This window comes from Agrococcus sp. SGAir0287, assembly GCF_005484985.1.
In the GTDB taxonomy this organism is placed as follows: Bacteria; Actinomycetota; Actinomycetes; order Actinomycetales; family Microbacteriaceae; genus Agrococcus.
Map to the genome: position 1 here is coordinate 2,079,395 of NZ_CP027942.1, position 15,714 is coordinate 2,095,108.

Annotated in this window: 17 protein-coding genes and 1 riboswitch; of the genes, 4 read left to right on the forward strand and 13 right to left on the reverse strand. The window is 73.5% G+C overall.

Features of this window, described 5'->3' with window-relative positions:
* Window positions 1-478: 478 nt before the first annotated feature.
* From C1N71_RS09885 to C1N71_RS09900, 4 genes are read right to left on the reverse strand one after another with little or no spacing between them, the layout of a single operon-like run.
* Complete coding sequence (locus C1N71_RS09885; RefSeq protein WP_137757298.1) at window positions 479-1,243, reverse strand: SCO1664 family protein; 765 nt, start codon at window positions 1,241-1,243, stop codon at window positions 479-481.
* A complete protein-coding gene (locus C1N71_RS09890; RefSeq protein WP_137756239.1) occupies window positions 1,243-1,803 on the reverse strand; it encodes a DUF3090 family protein in 561 nt (186 codons plus the stop codon). The genes C1N71_RS09885 and C1N71_RS09890 overlap by 1 nt, the downstream gene beginning before the upstream one ends.
* Window positions 1,804-1,812: 9 nt before the next feature.
* Window positions 1,813-2,511: an MSMEG_4193 family putative phosphomutase gene (locus tag C1N71_RS09895; protein ID WP_137756240.1), complete on the reverse strand. Its 699-nt coding sequence runs from the start codon at window positions 2,509-2,511 to the stop codon at window positions 1,813-1,815.
* 29 nt (window positions 2,512-2,540) lie between these two features.
* Window positions 2,541-3,299 carry an IclR family transcriptional regulator gene (locus C1N71_RS09900; protein WP_137756241.1) on the reverse strand — a complete coding sequence of 253 codons (759 nt, stop codon included), beginning with the start codon at window positions 3,297-3,299 and terminating at the stop codon, window positions 2,541-2,543.
* A gap of 119 nt (window positions 3,300-3,418) precedes the next feature.
* Between C1N71_RS09900 and C1N71_RS09905 the strand changes: the two genes are divergently transcribed.
* From C1N71_RS09905 to C1N71_RS09915, 3 genes are read left to right on the forward strand one after another with little or no spacing between them, the layout of a single operon-like run.
* Window positions 3,419-4,882, forward strand: a complete 1,464-nt coding sequence (locus C1N71_RS09905) for a GntP family permease (protein WP_137756242.1) — start codon at window positions 3,419-3,421, stop codon at window positions 4,880-4,882.
* A 38-nt stretch (window positions 4,883-4,920) separates the two neighbouring features.
* Window positions 4,921-6,120, forward strand: coding sequence for a CaiB/BaiF CoA transferase family protein (locus C1N71_RS09910; RefSeq protein WP_254677973.1), 1,200 nt, complete (start codon window positions 4,921-4,923; stop codon window positions 6,118-6,120).
* Window positions 6,117-7,034 carry a hydroxymethylglutaryl-CoA lyase gene (locus C1N71_RS09915; protein ID WP_137756244.1) on the forward strand — a complete coding sequence of 306 codons (918 nt, stop codon included), beginning with the start codon at window positions 6,117-6,119 and terminating at the stop codon, window positions 7,032-7,034. The genes C1N71_RS09910 and C1N71_RS09915 overlap by 4 nt, the downstream gene beginning before the upstream one ends.
* A 2-nt stretch (window positions 7,035-7,036) precedes the next feature.
* On the opposite strand, the gene C1N71_RS09920 is transcribed toward C1N71_RS09915, so the two are convergent.
* The 6 genes from C1N71_RS09920 to C1N71_RS09945 form a co-directional block, all read right to left on the reverse strand.
* Window positions 7,037-7,918, reverse strand: a complete 882-nt coding sequence (locus C1N71_RS09920; RefSeq protein ID WP_137756245.1) for a phosphodiesterase — start codon at window positions 7,916-7,918, stop codon at window positions 7,037-7,039.
* Complete coding sequence (locus C1N71_RS09925) at window positions 7,915-8,910, reverse strand: LacI family DNA-binding transcriptional regulator (RefSeq protein ID WP_137756246.1); 996 nt, start codon at window positions 8,908-8,910, stop codon at window positions 7,915-7,917. Before C1N71_RS09925 ends, C1N71_RS09920 begins: the two co-directional genes overlap by 4 nt.
* Complete coding sequence (locus tag C1N71_RS09930; protein WP_254677974.1) at window positions 8,903-10,681, reverse strand: ABC transporter permease; 1,779 nt, start codon at window positions 10,679-10,681, stop codon at window positions 8,903-8,905. Before C1N71_RS09930 ends, C1N71_RS09925 begins: the two co-directional genes overlap by 8 nt.
* Entirely contained in the window at window positions 10,678-11,670 is a 993-nt protein-coding gene (locus tag C1N71_RS09935; RefSeq protein WP_137756247.1) for an ABC transporter ATP-binding protein, read from the reverse strand. Before C1N71_RS09935 ends, C1N71_RS09930 begins: the two co-directional genes overlap by 4 nt.
* A 67-nt stretch (window positions 11,671-11,737) precedes the next feature.
* Window positions 11,738-12,790 (reverse strand): extracellular solute-binding protein, encoded by a 1,053-nt coding sequence (locus C1N71_RS09940; RefSeq protein WP_137756248.1) that lies wholly within the window; start codon window positions 12,788-12,790, stop codon window positions 11,738-11,740.
* A 164-nt stretch (window positions 12,791-12,954) separates the two neighbouring features.
* Window positions 12,955-13,554, reverse strand: coding sequence for a TetR family transcriptional regulator (locus tag C1N71_RS09945; protein WP_137756249.1), 600 nt, complete (start codon window positions 13,552-13,554; stop codon window positions 12,955-12,957).
* Window positions 13,555-13,626: 72 nt separating this feature from the next.
* Between C1N71_RS09945 and C1N71_RS09950 the strand changes: the two genes are divergently transcribed.
* A complete protein-coding gene (locus C1N71_RS09950) occupies window positions 13,627-14,439 on the forward strand; it encodes an SDR family NAD(P)-dependent oxidoreductase (RefSeq protein WP_137756250.1) in 813 nt (270 codons plus the stop codon).
* Window positions 14,440-14,442: 3 nt separating this feature from the next.
* Here C1N71_RS09950 and C1N71_RS09955 read toward each other — a convergent pair whose 3' ends face one another.
* The 3 genes from C1N71_RS09955 to C1N71_RS09965 all read right to left on the reverse strand — a co-directional run bounded on the left by C1N71_RS09955 (window position 14,443) and on the right by C1N71_RS09965 (window position 15,682).
* Window positions 14,443-14,805: a DMT family transporter gene (locus C1N71_RS09955; protein WP_137756251.1), complete on the reverse strand. Its 363-nt coding sequence runs from the start codon at window positions 14,803-14,805 to the stop codon at window positions 14,443-14,445.
* A gap of 2 nt (window positions 14,806-14,807) precedes the next feature.
* Window positions 14,808-15,122, reverse strand: a complete 315-nt coding sequence (locus tag C1N71_RS09960; RefSeq protein WP_137756252.1) for a DMT family transporter — start codon at window positions 15,120-15,122, stop codon at window positions 14,808-14,810.
* A gap of 13 nt (window positions 15,123-15,135) precedes the next feature.
* A riboswitch (guanidine-III (ykkC-III) riboswitch) is annotated at window positions 15,136-15,200 on the reverse strand.
* Between the two features lie 35 nt (window positions 15,201-15,235).
* Entirely contained in the window at window positions 15,236-15,682 is a 447-nt protein-coding gene (locus C1N71_RS09965) for a GNAT family N-acetyltransferase (RefSeq protein WP_137756253.1), read from the reverse strand.
* Window positions 15,683-15,714: the final 32 nt, after the last annotated feature.

Sequence of the window (15,714 nt, forward strand, 5' to 3'; positions counted from 1 at the left end):
ACGACCCGTCTCCCCTCCCGCAGGACGCCCACCCACCCGCTCCCTGAGGTGCGAGCCCGAAGGGCGAGCCTCGAAGGGTACCCCGCACGACCCGTCTCCCCTCCCGCAGGACGCCCACCCACCCGCTCCCTGAGGTGCGAGCCCGAAGGGCGAGCCTCGAAGGGTACCCCGCACGACCCGTCTCCCCTCCCGCAGGACGCCCACCGACCCGCTCCCTGAGGTGCGAGCCCGAAGGGCGAGCCTCGAAGGGTACCCCGCACGACCCGTCTCCCCTCCCGCAGGACGCCCACCGACCCGCTCCCTGAGGTGCGAGCCCGAAGGGCGAGCCTCGAAGGGTGCCCCGCACGACTCGTCTCCCCTCCCGCAGGACGCCCACCACCCGCTCCCTGAGGTGCGAGCCCGAAGGGCGAGCCTCGAAGGGTGCCCCGCACGAGGGCCGGGGAGGGAGCGTCGCACGACGCGCGGGCCGAGGCGTTCGTCAGAACGGCGGCCAGGGCACCGCGGGCAGTCCGGGATGCGGCTCGGGGAAGGCGCGCGCCTGCAGCAGCGCCTCGCAGCGGTCGGCGAGCGCGGCGACCTCGTCGGGGCGGAGCAGCGCTCCCAGCTCCTCCCCGAGCTCCGCATCGAGCGCGTCGAGCACGCGCCGCACGCCCGCGAGCTCCTCGTCGGCGAGCGGATCGCCGATCCAGCCCCACAGGACCGTGCGGAGCTTGGGGTCGACGTGCATCGTGAGCCCATGGTCGATGCCGTGACGGTGGCCGCCCGCGACCTCGAGCACGTGACCGCCCTTGCGGTCGGCGTTGTTGAGCAGGACGTCGAGCACGGCGATGCGACGCAGCACCGGGGTGTCCTCGTGGACGAGCGAGACCGGCTCGTCGTCGGCGCCGACGCCGTCGAGGACGTGCAGCATGCCGCTCGGGACCGCGTCCGCGGGGACGAGGGTGACGGCGTCCTGGTCGAGGTCGGCATCGATCCAGCGCTGCAGCATCCCGACGCCGTACGGGCCGTCGACGAGCCGCGTGGGCGGCACCACGTCCCAGCCCGACGCCCGCGACACGGCGTACGCGGCGACCTCGCGCCGCGCGAGCGTGCCGTCCGGGAAGTCGTGCAGCGGTCGCTCGCCGACGACGGGCTTGTAGACCACGGCCTCGCCGTCGAGCTCGCCGACGAGCACGGCGTTCGAGGCCGACACGATGCGTCCGGTCAGGACGAGCCGGTCGCCGACCGCCTCGGGGTCGGCGATCACGGCTGGTCGTCGGGCAGCCGGCACTCGTGGGGACGATCGGGCGACATGGGCGAGCCGCACAGCGGGCACAGCGGACGCCCTGCCGCGACGACCTCGCGCGTGCGCAGGGCGAACGCACGCGCCGAACCGACCGGGATGCGCACCACGAGCAGCTCGTCGGGCTCGGGCTCCTCGTCGAGCCCGTCCTCGTCCTCGTCGTCGATCGTCGTGATGGGCATGGCCTCGATGACGATCTGCGACGTCGACGGATCCCATCCGAGCGTCATCGTGCCGACGCGGAACTGCTCGAGCACGGGGCCGTCGAGCGGCTCGTCGTCGCGGAGCTCCTCGGGCATGTCCGCCGGCACGTGGTACGGGTTGCCGTCCTGCGCGCGCAGCTCGTCGAGGATGTGGTCGATGCCCGCCGCGAGCTGCGCCGACTGCTGCTTCTCGAGGGCGACGCTCACGACCTCCCGGCCGGCCTTCGCCTGGAGGTAGAACGTGCGCTCGCCCGGATCGCCGATCGTCCCCACGACGAAGCGGTCGGGCCAGTCGAAGCCGTGCACCACGGGAGCCATGCCACCATGCTACGAGCGCGGCGCCTCCGGCCCCGCACCCCCTCCGACGACGGCGTCGTCGGAGGCGCCGCCTCGTGGCGCGACCCATGCGAGCTCACCGGCGTGCGTGTTGACGCCGAGCACCGTCGGCCGACCGGCGCCGTAGCGCACGATCGAGACGGACGCGGGGTCGACGTGGATGCGCTGGAACAGGTCGAGATGCGTGCCGAGCGCCTCGGCGAGGATGGCCTTCAGCACGTCGCCGTGGCTCACGGCCACCCAGACGGCGTCCGGCCCGTGCGCCGCGAGCACCTCCGCGTCGTGCCGGCGCACCGCGTCGACAGCGCGCGCGTGCATCGCGAGCATAGACTCCCCTTCTGGGAACGTCGCGGCCGACGGCGTCGTCTGGACGACGCGCCACAGGTCCTCCGCCGCGAGCTCCGAGAGCGGGCGGCCCTGCCATGCTCCGTAGTCGCACTCGGTGAGGGCGGGCTCGATCGCGATCGGCTCGTCCGGTCGTGCCGCCAGCAGGGCGTCGGCCGTCTCGCGGCAGCGCTCGAGCGGGCTCGACACGACGCGCGCGAGGTGCACGTCGCGCAGCCGCTCGCCCGCGGCGCGCGCCTGCTCGATGCCGATCTCGTCGAGGTGCACCCCCGGCGAGCGCCCGGCGAGCACGCCCGCGGCATTCGCGGTCGTGCGGCCGTGACGGACGAGCAGCACGGTGGGCATGCACCCGAGCCTAGGCGTCTCGGCGCGCGTCAGGCGGGCGTGCGACCGCCGAGCGACGCCGTCACGCCCGCGGCCGCGTCGACGACCGCGTCGACCATCGACGCGCAGACCTCGAGGGGCATGCGCAGCGTCGGACCCATGACCGTGATGGCGCCGACGACCTGCGCGTGAGCGTCGAAGACGGGTGCCGAGACGCCCGAGGCGGCCTCGACGCGCTCGCCGATCGTGATGGCGTAGCCCTGGGCGCGCGTCGCGGCGGCGGCCTCCCGTAGCGCCCGGGCGTCGGTGATCGTCGCGTCCGTGAGCGCGGGCAGCGGGCCGGCGGCGACCTCGTCGAGCAGCGCCTCGTCCCACGCCAGCAGGACGCGACCGGCGCTGCCGACGTGCAGCGGCTGGATGCGCCCGACGTACATGTCGCGCTTGAGCCCGTGCCGCGTCTCGGCCACGGCGATGCACACGCGCGACCCCTGCTCGGCGCGGAAGCAGCACGCGGTCTCCCCCGTCGCGTCGCGCAGCGCCTCGAGCTGCGGCGCGAGCAGGTCGACGAGGTCGCGGGCTCGCGTCGCGGGGCCGGCCCAGTACGCCATGCGCGCGCCGATGCGGAAGGCGTCGCCATCCCGGTCGAGGAAGCCGTGCTCGACGAGGTTGCCGAGCAGTCGATGCGCCGTCGACGAGGGCAGGCCCGTGGCCTGTCGGATCTGCGCCGCCGTCTGCACGGGCGCCGCGAGCGTGAACGCGTCGAGGATCGTGCGGATCTTGCCCAGCACCAGGAGCGGCTGCTCTGCCATGACGCCGATCGTACGGGCCGACACGCCGGGAGGCTACCCATCTGACGGGAAGCCTCCTACGATGTGGGAATCGATCGCGCGACGAGGCGCGATCGACCTCGACGAAGAGGAGTCCCGCAGTGCCCGACTGGTACACGCTCGCCGTGGTCGGCGTCGCCATCCTCGCGGTGGTCGTCATGATCGTCCGCTTCCGCACGAACCCCGTCATCGCCCTCGCGCTCGGCGCCGCCGCCATCGGCCTCGCCACGGGCCTCGGCGCCGTCGACACGGTCTCGACGATGGCGCAGGGGTTCGGCGACGTCATGATGGAGGCAGGCCTGCTCATCGCCTGGGGCGTGCTCATCGGCTCCATGCTCAACCGCATGGGCGCCATCACCCGGCTCGTCGAGTCGCTGCTGCGCCTCTTCGGTCGCCGCGGCGTGCCGTTCGCGCTCGGCCTCTCGTTCGCGACCTACCTCCAGACGATCTTCGTCGACGTCATGATCGTCATCGCCGCCCCTCTCGCGCGCCGGATCGCACCGCGCCTGGGGCGCACGGGCATCGGCATCATGGGCGCGACCTTCGCCATCAGCCTCGAGGTCGGCATCGCCCTCATGGTGCCCGGCATCGGCGCCGTCATGATCGCCGCGAACCTCGGCGTCCCGCTCGGGCAGATGCTGCTCATGGGCCTCCTCGTCGTCGTGCCGACGGTCGTGCTCGCGATCGCCGTCATGACCTTCCTCTTCCGGGTCGGCTTCTGGAACCCGGAGCGCGACGAGCAGCGGATGATCGACGATGAGACGCCGGACGCCGACGGCTCCGCCGACGACGACGCGCAGCGGCGCGACGACGCGCGTCCGGCTCGTTCGGTGTCGGGCGCCACGAGCTCCATCGCCGTGCCCGGCGCGGACCCGCAGCGCGCCACGGCGCTGCGCGAGCGCGAGGACGGCGAGCGCCGCCAGCAGCCGCTCATCGTGCTCTTCGCGCCGCTGCTGCTGTCGCTGCTGCTCATCGCCGCCGGCGCCGTGCTCGACGTCCTCGAGATCGCGATCGCGCCCATGCAGCTGCTCGGCGCTCCCGCCATCGCGCTGCTGCTCGGCGTGGTCGGCACGGCGATCATCGGCCGCCGCGCCCTTGGCTCCGACGAGCTCGAGCGCACCCTCGTGCACGGCTTCAAGGACGCCGGACAGATCTTCGCCCTCACGGGCGTCGGCGGATCGCTCGCGGCGGTCATCGCCGCGGGCGACCTCGGCTCGCTGCTGACGCAGTGGCTCGGCGCATCCGCCGTCGCGCCCATCCTGCTCGTGTGGGGCATCGCCGCGATCCTGCACGTCGCCGTCGGGTCCGTGACGCTCTCGGCGATGACCGCCGCCGGCATCCTCGGCCCCGTCGCGGCGCAGATCGGGCTCGAGCCCGTGCTCGTGGGCCTCGCGGCCGGTGCGGGCGCGCTCTTCTGCATCCACGTCACCTCGAACACGTTCTGGCTGCTGCAGTCGTTCCTCGGGCAGTCGGTGCGCGGCGCCCTGAAGACCGTCACGGTCGGCGTCTCGGTCGCCTCGGTCATCGCCCTCGGCATGACCCTGATCCTGTCGCTGTTCCTGTGAGCACCGCTGCCGCGTCCCTTCCGCTGTCAGGCGTTCGGGTGGTCGAGCTCGGCAACTACATCGCCGCCCCGACGACCGGGCGGCTGCTCGCGGACTTCGGCGCCGACGTCGTGAAGGTCGAGCGACCGCGCACGGGCGACGAGCTGCGCCGCTGGCGGCTGCGCTCGGGCACGACGTCGATGCTCCATCGCACGATCAACCGGTCGAAGCGCTCGATCGTCGCCGACCTGCGCAGCGACGAGGGCCGCGATCTCGTGCTCGACCTCGTCCGCCGCTCCGACGTGCTGCTGGAGAACTTCCGGCCGGGCACGCTCGAGCGCTGGGGGCTCGACGCAGCCGCGCTCGACGCCGAGAACCCCGACCTCGTCGTCGTGCGCATCTCGGCGTTCGGGCAGACGGGTCCGCTGGCACCCAGGCCCGGCTTCGCCGCCGTCGCGGAGGCGGCGGGCGGCTTCCGCGAGCTCGTCGGCGAGCCCGGGCGCGCGCCGAGCCGCACCGGGGTGTCGATCGGCGACACGATCGCGGGGCTCTACGGGGCCTTCGGCGCCGTCATGGGCCTCCTCGAGCGCGAGACGACGCGCGCCGCGCGCGGCGAGGCGCACCTCGCGCTCGATCGGCGCACGATCGACGTCGCCCTCAACGAGGCGATGCTGTCGGTGACGGAGTCGCTCGTGCCCGAGTGGTCGGCGTACGGCGTGCGCCGCGAGCGCACCGGAGGCCGCATGGAGGGCATCGCGCCGTCGAACGCGTACCTGTGCGCCGACGGCCGCAGCATCGTCGTCGCCGGCAACGGCGATGGGATCTACCAGCGCTACATGCGGGCGATCGGCCGGCCCGACCTCGCCGACGACCCGGCGCTGCAGACGAACGACGGCCGCTGGGCGGCGCGCGACGCGCTCGACGAGGCCATCGGCGAGTGGGCGGCGGCGCGCACGAGCCGCGAGGCGCTCGCCACCCTCGACGCCGCCGACGTGCCCTCGGGGCCCATCGCGACCGCGGAGGACCTGTGCGGCGACGAGCAGCTCGCCGCGCGCGACATGATCCAGCACCTCGACGTCGACGACGGCGAGCGCGCCCTGTTCGCGACGGCCTTCCCCGGCGTCGTGCCGGTGCTCGGCGGGCGCTCGCTGCCCATCCGCCACGCGGGGCCCGACCTCGGGGCGCACACGGGCGAGGTGCTGCGGGAGCTGGGATGGAGCGACGCGCGCGTCGCCGACTACGAGGAGCGGATGCGATGACCCAGGTGCAGATCCGGGACGTGACGCTGCGCGACGGGCTGCAGCTCGTCGGCAGCCCCCTGCCGACCGAGCGGAAGGTGAGGCTCGTGCGCGAGCTGCTCGCGCTCGGCGTCGAGCACGTCGAGGTCGGGTCGATGGCGCGTCCCGACCTCGTGCCGACGCTCGCCGACACGCTCGACGTCGTCGCCGCGCTCGACGAGCACGAGCGCGAGCGCGCGTGGGTGTGGGTGGCGACGCCCCGCCACGTCGAGCGCGCCGCCGCCGCGGGCGTCCGCCGCTTCCAGTACTGCCTGTCGGCGTCCGACGCGCACAATCGGGCGAACGTCGGCCGCGACGCCGAGGCGTCCGTCGCCGCCTTCCCCGACGCGCTCGCCGCCGCGCAGGCGGTCGGCGGCACGGTGCAGCTGTGCATCGCGACGGCCTTCACGTGCCCCTTCGACGGGGAGGTGCCGCTCGAGCGCGTGCTGTCGATCGTCGCCGACCCGCGCACCGACGGCGCCGTCGACGTCGTCATCGCCGACACGCTCGGCCAGGCGCATCCGGGCGAGGTGCGTCGTCGGATCGCCGAGGCGGCTCGCCTGCGCCCGGACCTCGGCGTCGTCTTCCACGGCCACGACACGTGGGGGCTCGGCGTCGCCAACGCGCTGGCCGCCGTCGAGGGCGGGGCGACCGTGGTCGACGGCGCGCTCGGCGGACTCGGCGGCTGCCCGTTCGCACCCGGCGCATCCGGCAACACCGCGACCGAGGACCTCGTCTTCGGCTTGCGCCCCCCGTGGGCGAGCACGACGACCTTCGCCGAGCTCGTGCGGCTCGGCGAGGAGGTCACGCGCACGCTGGCCGAGCCGGACCGCGCCCGCTCGCAGGCGGGCGCCCGCAGCGGCGCATCGGCGTTCGAGTGGGTCGTCGACGCCTGAGGCTAGGCGCGTCGCACGATGCCGGCGTCGGCGAGCCTCCGGTCGACCTCCGCCTGCGGCACGCGCTCGCCGACCGTCGGGTGGGCGCGGACGGGCGCGACGGCGTGCACGACGGTGTCCGGCAGCACGTGCACGATCGCGAGCGCCTGCTCGCCGTCCTGGCCGCGCGTGCCACCGCCCTCCGCGAGCAGGTCCTGCGTGTAGGCGAGGCCGGCAGCGACGTGGACGGGGATGCCCGCGAAGGTCGACGACGTCGTGTGGTGCACGTGTCCGCCGAGGATGGCGCGCACGTCGCTCCCCCGCAGCACGGCGGCGAGTCGCTCCTGTCCGCGCAGCTCGACCGTGAGCGCGAGATCGAGGATCGTCGGCGCCGGCGGATGGTGCAGCACGAGGATCGTGCCGAGCGGCGCGCGCTCGCGCAGCTCGTCGGCGAGCCACGCGAGCTGCTCGTCGTCGACGGCGCCCCAGTGCGCGCCGGGCACGCTCGAGTCGAGCACGACGACGCGCAGGCCGCCGACGCGGTGCACGGCGCGAACCGGCCGGTCGGCCGGAGCGGAGTCGTCGCCCAGCAGGTGCTCGCGCAGCGCCGCGCGGTCGTCGTGGTTGCCGGTCGCGACGACGAGGTCGGCCCCGAGGCGCTCGGCGACGGGCGCGACGAGCGCGCGCAGACGCCGGTAGGCCTCGGGCTCCCCCCGGTCGGCGAGGTCGCCGGAGAGCACGAGCGCGTCGGGACGGACTCCGGAGGCCTCGAGCCGGGCGAGCGCGCGCTCGAGCGCCGCCGTGGAGTCGACGGCACCGTAGAGGGGCGAGCCGTCCCCCGTGACGTGCAGGTCGGTGAGGTGGGCCAGCACGACGCTCGGTGCCGGGAACTCGGTGGTGATCATCGATCCTCCGCGGGTGTCAGGGTGCGCCCGGGGATGAGCTCGCCCCGCCAGCGCCGATGGATGGGGGCGTCGACGTCGCCGTCGAGCAGCGCGGCGAGCCGCGCGACGCCCGCGTCGGCCGCCGACTCGACGGGCACGCGCACCGTCGTGAGCCCCAGCAGGTCGACGCCCGGCAGGATGCCGTCCCAGCCGGTCGTCGCGCACGTGCGATGCGCAGCGGCGAGGCCTCGCAGCACGGCGAGCTGCCGGGTGTCGGAGGCGCACAGCACGGCCGTCGCGCCGGCGTCGACGGCGGCGAGCGCCTGCGCGACCCCGTCCTCGGGCGCCGCGCGCGTCGACACCCGGTCGACGCGCACGCCGTCGAGTCGCGCGACGAGCGCCTCGGCCCGTGCGTGCTCGCCGTACGACGTCGCGGCGTCCGCGCCGAGCACGACGACGCGGCGATGCCCGAGGGCGCGCACGCGCTCGGCGAGCAGCCGGCCGTGCCAGGCCTCGTCGTACGCCTCGGCGTGGATGCGCTCGCTCGGCTCGTCGCGGCCGATCCGCACGATGGGCACCTCGCTCGCGAACGGCTCGAGCGCGGTGGAGGCGACGCCGCCGGTCGCGACGAGCAGCCCGGCGACCCGCATGCCGAGCAGGCGGCGCAGCGCCTGCACCTGCTGACCGCCATCGGGGTCCGCGCCGATGGTGACGGTGACGAGCTCGAGGTCCGCGTCGCGCGCCGCGAGCTCGATGCGCGAGAAGAGCGTGCCGTACACGGGGTTCGCGGCGTCGCGCAGCATGAGTCCGACGACGCCCGTGCCGCCTGCGGCGAGGTCGGTCGCGGCGAGGTTCGGCACGTATCCGAGCCGCTCGGCGACCTCCTCGACCCGGGTGCGCGTGGCCTCGGCGATGCGCCCGTGGCCGCGCAGCGCGCGCGTCGCCGTCGAGCGCGAGACGCCCGCTGCCCGCGCGACGTCCTCGACCGTCACCCCGAGCTGTCGCTCAGCCACGCCGCCTCCGCAGGCCGCGGCCGTACACGAGCCAGAGCACGAGGCCCTGCACGACCATGAGCAGCACCGTGTAGACGAACGTGATCGACATCGCCTGCACGTTCGCCTCGCCCTCCGTCGCCCGCCGGATCGCGATGCCGAGCGGCTCCGCGAGCGGGTGGTAGAGGAACACGGCCGCATCGTAGTCGTCGACGAGGCTCGTGAAGTTGAGGGCGGTGACCGCCGCCATCGTCGGCGCGATGATCGGCACGACGACGCGGCGGATGGTCGTGAGCTGCCCGGCGCCGAGGATGCGGGCTGCGTCCTCGAGCTCGTCCGGCACGCCCGCGAACGCGGCCTTGAGCAGCCGCAGCGTGAAGGGGATCTTCACGATGACGTAGGCGATGCCGAGGATGAGGATCGTGCCCTGCAGCACCTGCCCGCCGACGAGCCACTGGGGCCGGTCGAACGTGATGACGAGGCCGAGCGCGATGAGGATCGTCGGCAGGATCCACGGGATGTGCAGCACGTACTCGAGGACGCTCGAGAGCCATCCGCGCCAGCGGGTGATCGAGCGCGCGACGAGCACGAGGCCCAGCACGACGACGATGGATGCGACGGCCGAGTACACGACGGACACGATGAAGGGTCGCAGCGCGTCGGCCGAGGTGAGCACGGTGACCCAGTGCTCGAGCGTGAGGTCCTCGAGCGTGATCGAGCCGCTCGTCACGGCCGAGGCGTCGACGAACGAGAACGTGATGGCGCACAGCACCGGGAAGACGTAGACGAGCCAGAGCGCCCAGGCGAGCACGTGCATGATCGCCGAGCCCCAGCGGGTGCGGAACGCCTGCGGCTCGAGCGGCGAGGCGACCTTCGCGACCGCGAAGTACGTGCCGCCGCGCTCGACGCGGTTGAGGATCGCGAGCAGCACGATCGTCGCGAGGCCGAGCAGGATCGCGAGCAGCGCGGCGACGTCGCGCGAGGTCGCCGAGCGCGAGAACGACAGGATCATGGGCGCGACGGTCTGGAAGTCCTGCCCGCCGAGCACGAGCGGCGCGGTGAGGGCTCCGAGGCCCGTGAGGAACGTCAGCACCGTGACGGCGAAGATCATGGGCCGCAGCGTCGGCAGCACGATGCGGCGCAGGATCGTCCAGTTCGACGCGCCCATGAGGCGTGCCGCCTCGATCGACTGGTGGTCGATCTTCGCGAGCGCCGCGGAGAGGAACAGCATGTGGTTCGTCGTCGTCGCGAAGGTCATGACGAGCACGACGGCGACGAAGCCCGAGAACCAGTCGCGGTCGAGACCCGGCCACACGTTCGCGAGCGCGTTCGTGACGAAGCCGTACCGACCGTAGATGAAGGCGTAGCCCGTGGCGAGCACGATGCCGCCGTAGATGAACGTCGTCGCGTAGCCGAGCCACAGCGCGCGCCGCCCGTGCATCCGGAACCACCCGGTCACGAGCACGATGAAGATGCCGACGACGTTGACCGTGACGGCGAGCGTCGCGGCGAGCAGGACGCTGTTGCCCAGCGAGCGCAGGGCGCGCTCGCTCGAGAGCAGGCGCTCGACCGCCGAGAGCGACGGCTGACCGTCGGGCGCGAACGTCGCCTGCAGCAGCGTGACGTTCGGCATGACCAGGAAGGTGGCGGCGAACCAGATCGTCCCGATCGCGACGCCGATGCCCATCGGCGAGCGCAGCATGCGCGCCGTCGCGCCCCGGCGCGGGCGCGCGGGCGACGGCCCCTCGGGGACGGGTGCGGCGGTCGCGGCGCTCGCGGGCACGGCGCTCATGCGGCGACGGGGAATCGGTGCACGCGGTCGACGTCGAGCCGCACGCGCACGGCGTCGCCGAGGCTGAGCGACGCGGCGTCGGCGCTCGCCGACTCGACGCGCAGCACGTCGCCGGCGACGTCGACCTCGAGCAGCGTCGACGCGCCCCGATAGGCGTGCTCGCGCACGGTCCCCTGCACGCCGGCGTCGTCGATCGCGACGTGCTCGGGGCGCACCCAGGCATCGACGTCGTCGAGGGCGCCAGGGGCGAGGACCCGCCGCTGCTCGGCCGTCAGGCGCGTCGCCTCGCCGACGAAGTCGCACACGAAGGCGCTCGCAGGCTGCTCGTACACCTCGCGGGGCGAGCCGAGCTGCTCGAGCCTGCCCTCGGAGAGCACCGCGATCCGGTCCGACAGCGCGAGCGCCTCCTCCTGGTCGTGCGTGACGTAGACCGTGGTGATGCCGACGTCGCGCTGCAGGCGCTGCAGCTCACCGCGCAGCTGCACGCGCAGCTTCGCGTCGAGGTTCGACAGCGGCTCGTCGAGCAGGAGGATCGACGGCTCGAGCACGAGCGCGCGGGCGATGGCCACGCGCTGCTGCTGGCCGCCCGAGAGCTCCGCGACGCCCCGCGAGAGCTGCTCGGGCCGCAGCCCCACCTGCTCCGCGGCGCGGTCGACGCGTTCGCGCTGCTCGGCCTTCGCGACCCGCTGCACCGACAGGCCGAACGCGATGTTCTCGCGCACCGTCATGCTCGGGAAGAGCGCGTAGCTCTGGAAGACCATGCCGACGCCGCGCTGCTCGCTCGGCACGCGGGTGACGTCGCGCCCGGCGACGTGCACCGAGCCCGACGTGGGCTCGACGAAGCCGGCGAGCGCACGCAGCGCCGTGGTCTTGCCGCAGCCAGAGGGTCCGAGCAGGGTGCAGAACTCCCCCTCGGCGATCTCGAGGTCGAGCCCGTGCAGCGCGATGTGGTCGCCGAACGCGACGCGGACGCCGTCGAAGCGGATCATGGATGCTCCTTCGTGGAGGGGCGGGGGCCGCCCGGGCCCCCGCCCTGCTCGATGGATCGGGTCGCGATCAGGGCAGGTACTCGAGCTGGATGCGCTCGACCCAGCTGCCGATGTGCTCGCGCACGAGCGCGTAGTCGATGTCGGCGCGCTCGACCGAGCCGACGAGCTCGACGACCTCGGGGTTCGCCTGCTCCGCGGCGATCTCGTTGACCGGCATCGCGTTGAACTCCTGCGCGAAGGCGCCCTGCACCTCGGCGCTGCCGAACCAGTCGATGAACTCCTGCGCCTGCTCCTCGCGCTGCGTGCCCGCGATGACGCCGATCTGCTCGGTCACGAACGGCACGCCGTCCGCCTGCGGCAGGATCGCCGTCTCGGTGCCGTACTCCGCGTCGCGCGCGACGATGCCGCCCGAGGGCAGCACGCCGTACTGCACGTCGCCCTGCTGGAACCGCGCGTAGAGGTCGGTGCCCTCGACGGCGGGGCTGCCGTTGGCGTAGTACGCCTCGACGGCCTCCCAGCCCTCGTCCGACACCTCGCCCTCGTCGTCGACGTACGGCGCGAGGATGCCTGCGACGACGAGCTGCGGCGTCGCCTGGCCGAGCTGGGTGTTCACCTCGTAGGTGCCGGCGTACTCCTCCGACGACCACAGGTCGGCGGCGTCGGCAGGCGGATCGGTGACGGTCGACGCGTCATAGACGGTGACGATGGCCTGGTCGACGAGGGGCCAGTAGGCACCGTCGACCGGGTCGCCCGCATCCTGCGGCACCTCGTCCGACCACGACGGCTCGTAGGCCGTGATGGCGTCCTCGGCCTTCAGCGTCTCGAAGAACATCGTGTTGAGCCCGAAGACGACGTCGCCGACGGGGTTGTTCACCTCGGCGAGGATGCGGTTCGTGAGGTCGGCGCCCCCGAGCCCCACGATCTCGATCTCGAAGCCGGCCTCCTCGGCCTGCGCCGTGAGCCACTCCCCGCGGCCGTCGCCGTTCGAGTTCGTGTAGACGATCAGCGGTCCACCCGCATCGCCCGACCCTCCGTCGCCGCTCGCGCAGCCCGCGAGCGCGATGCCCGCCAGCGCCAGTCCTGCCGTCGCGCGCAGCGCGCGCCCCTGAAGTGCCTGCATGGTCTCTCCTCGTCGAAACGACCTCTCACCATGGAGAGTATCTACAACGGAGCGCTAAATCCATAGGTGCGGTCGCGCGTCCGCACCCACGCTAGGCGGCGCGGGTGAACGACGCCCGAGGAGCCGGTGAACGTGCGACGACGACGACGCCGCTGGCGTCGGGGTCAGCGACGCACGGCGGCCAGTGCGCGCGCGAAGCCTTCCCCCAGGTCGCCTGCGCCGCCGCTGCGGACCCACGCCTCGCTGGCGACGTCGAGGCATGCGAGGGCCGTCGAGGCGATGGCGGCCGCCTCGAAGACGGCGTCGCCCTCGGCGAGACCGGAGCCGTCGCGCAGCCGAGTGGCGAGGGTGGGCTCGATGAGGGCGCGCCACGCGAGCTGCTTCTCGAGATGCCGTGCTCGCAGCGAGGGCACCTCGAGCATCAGGCGCCCGATCGCGAGCTCCTGCGCCGGGTCGTCCCAGGCGGCGACGCTCTCGCTCGCGACCGCGAGCACGGCGTCCCACGCTCCCTCGCTCTGCGGACGCGCAGCGATCGCAGCCGCGACGACCCTGCCGCGCTCGACCACGTCTCCGATCGCGGCGTCCTCCTTCGTCGCGAAGTACCGGAAGAACGTGCGTCGGGAGATGCCCGAGGCGGCGGCGATGCGGTCGATGGAGACCTCGTCGAAGCCATCGCGCACGAAGAGATCGACCGCGACGCGTGCGATCTGTTCACGGACGGCCACTCGTGCCCGGTCGCGAACCGGCACCTCGCTCTGGCTCATGGTCCGACCCTATCCGACACGCCATCGGGTGCCGTACTTGGCACTGAGTGTCACTCGTGTCATGCTGTGCCCATGATCGACTACTCGCGGCACACCATCCTCGTCACCGGCGCCAGCGCCGGCATCGGCGCCAGCATCGCCGAGGCGCTCGCAGCGCGCGGCGCCGACCTCGCCCTCGTCGCGAGACGCATGGATCGGCTCGATGCGCTGGGGGCCAGGCTGCGGCAGCGTCACGGCGTCCGCGTCGAGACCGTGGCCGCCGACCTCGCCTCGCCTCGCCCCGGTCCCGCGATCCGTGCCGAGCTCGCGGCGCGCGGCATCCGCGTCACCGGCATCGTCAGCAACGCAGGATTCGGCACGGACGGTCGGTTCGACCGCGAGGACCCCGACCGGCTGGCCGCCGAGATCGCCGTGGACGCCGGTGCCGTCGTCGATCTCGCGCACACGTTCCTTCCGGATGTGCGCGCTGCAGCCGAGGGCATCCTCGTGACCATCACGAGCGAGGCCGCCTATCAGCCGATCCCGGGAATGGCGGTCTACTCGGCCGCGAAGGCCTTCGCCCTGACCTTCACGGAGGCCCTCTGGGGCGAGCTGCGAGGCACGGGCGTGCGCGTGCTCGCCTTCGCGCCCGGTCTGACGGCGACCGAGTTCTTCGACGAGCTCGGCACCGAGCAGTACGGGGGGAGGATGCAGACGCCCCAGCAGGTGGCGGACGCGCTGCTGCGCGAGCTCGACCGCCGCGATCCCGGCCCGAGCGCCATGGCACGGCCGGTCAACGGCATGCTCGGCGTGCTCTCCGCCTTCGTCACCCGCCGTGCCCGCGTGCTCGTGACCGCCCGCATCGCACGATCCTCGGCGCTGATGGCCGCGCGCGCGAACGCGTAGCGGTCAGCCGCTCGCAGCCGGGTCGGAGCGCTCGTCGCCCGCCGCGCCCTTCGGTGCCGTGACCTTGAGGCCGACGACGCTCGCGACGATGCCGGCGACGAACACGACCGTCCACCACGAGAACGCCTCCGCGCCGGTGGCGATGGCCCACGTCACGGTGAGCGCCGCGCCGATCCCCACCCAGACCGCGTACGCCGTCGCGATGGGGATGGTGCGCGCGGCACGCTCGAGGCCGATCATCGACAGGATGCAGCCGACGACGAAGACGACGGACTCGACCGGCCGCGTGAAGCCCTCGGAGGCGCCGAGCGCCGTGGCCCACACCGCCTCGAGCACCGCGGAGACGAGCAGCACGATCCACGCCATGGCTACGCCACCACCTTGAGGCCGACGACGCAGCCGACGAGCACGGCGAGCAGCACGACGCGGGCGACGGTCGCACGCTCCGCGCGCGTGACCATCGCCCAGACCGCGGTCGTCACGGCGCCGATTCCGACCCAGACGGCGTAGGCGGTGCCGGTGGGGATCGTGAGCATCGCGATCGCGAGCCCGACCATGCTGCCGACGATCGCGACGGCGAAGACGACCGTCGGGCGCCAGCGCGTGAACCCCTTGGTGCGCGAGAGCGCGGTGGCCCAGACGGCCTCCAGCAACCCCGAGACGACGAGGACGACCCAGTCCATGACGGACCTCCGATGTGGTCAGTCTTGTCGCTGTGCGGGTACTGCGCCCTCGTCCGCACGCCTGTCTCGGCGTGCCTCCAGGGTAGCAAGGATGGCCACCGCTGGCAGGCGCGTCAGAGGTCGAGCGCGCCCACGACCTCGCCGAAGAGGATCTCGCCCGTCGGCACGAAGCCCAGGCGCCGGTAGAAGCCCTCGGGGCCGTCGTCGCCGGGCTCCCACAGCACCGTGATGCGGTCGATGCCGCGCCGACGCGCCTCGCCGGCGACCTGCTCGACCGCGAAGCGACCGACCCCGCGCCCCTGCGCCGCCTCGGCGACGTTGAGCCGCCACACTCCGGCACGGAACGCCTCGAGCTCGTTCTCCGGATCCCAGCTCGCCATGACGAATCCCACGACCTCGTCGTCGTCGAGCACGACGCGCGGCCAGGCGGCCTCGGAGACGTACGCCTCGGCGATCGAGAAGACGACGGGGGCGACGTTCGCCGGCTCTCCCGGCCTGGGCGGCAGGCGCACCGCGGCGCCCAGGTTCTCGGGAGTGAGCTCGGCCAGTCGCAGCGTCATGGCCGAGAGGCTACGCCGCACCCCCGCCAGGC

Excerpts from the sequence above, each read along its gene's own strand:
- C1N71_RS09890 (WP_137756239.1), bottom strand. The coding sequence starts at position 1,803 with ATGGCTCCCGTGGTGCACGGCTTCGACTGGCCCGACCGCTTCGTCGTG.
- C1N71_RS09895 (WP_137756240.1), bottom strand. The coding sequence starts at position 2,511 with ATGCCCACCGTGCTGCTCGTCCGTCACGGCCGCACGACCGCGAATGCC.
- C1N71_RS09900 (WP_137756241.1), bottom strand. The coding sequence starts at position 3,299 with ATGGCAGAGCAGCCGCTCCTGGTGCTGGGCAAGATCCGCACGATCCTC.
- C1N71_RS09915 (WP_137756244.1), top strand. The coding sequence starts at position 6,117 with ATGACCCAGGTGCAGATCCGGGACGTGACGCTGCGCGACGGGCTGCAG.
- C1N71_RS09920 (WP_137756245.1), bottom strand. The coding sequence starts at position 7,918 with ATGATCACCACCGAGTTCCCGGCACCGAGCGTCGTGCTGGCCCACCTC.
- C1N71_RS09930 (WP_254677974.1), bottom strand. The coding sequence starts at position 10,681 with ATGAGCGCCGTGCCCGCGAGCGCCGCGACCGCCGCACCCGTCCCCGAG.
- C1N71_RS09935 (WP_137756247.1), bottom strand. The coding sequence starts at position 11,670 with ATGATCCGCTTCGACGGCGTCCGCGTCGCGTTCGGCGACCACATCGCG.
- C1N71_RS09940 (WP_137756248.1), bottom strand. The coding sequence starts at position 12,790 with ATGCAGGCACTTCAGGGGCGCGCGCTGCGCGCGACGGCAGGACTGGCG.
- C1N71_RS09945 (WP_137756249.1), bottom strand. The coding sequence starts at position 13,554 with ATGAGCCAGAGCGAGGTGCCGGTTCGCGACCGGGCACGAGTGGCCGTC.
- C1N71_RS09950 (WP_137756250.1), top strand. The coding sequence starts at position 13,627 with ATGATCGACTACTCGCGGCACACCATCCTCGTCACCGGCGCCAGCGCC.
- C1N71_RS09955 (WP_137756251.1), bottom strand. The coding sequence starts at position 14,805 with ATGGCGTGGATCGTGCTGCTCGTCTCCGCGGTGCTCGAGGCGGTGTGG.
- C1N71_RS09960 (WP_137756252.1), bottom strand. The coding sequence starts at position 15,122 with ATGGACTGGGTCGTCCTCGTCGTCTCGGGGTTGCTGGAGGCCGTCTGG.
- C1N71_RS09965 (WP_137756253.1), bottom strand. The coding sequence starts at position 15,682 with ATGACGCTGCGACTGGCCGAGCTCACTCCCGAGAACCTGGGCGCCGCG.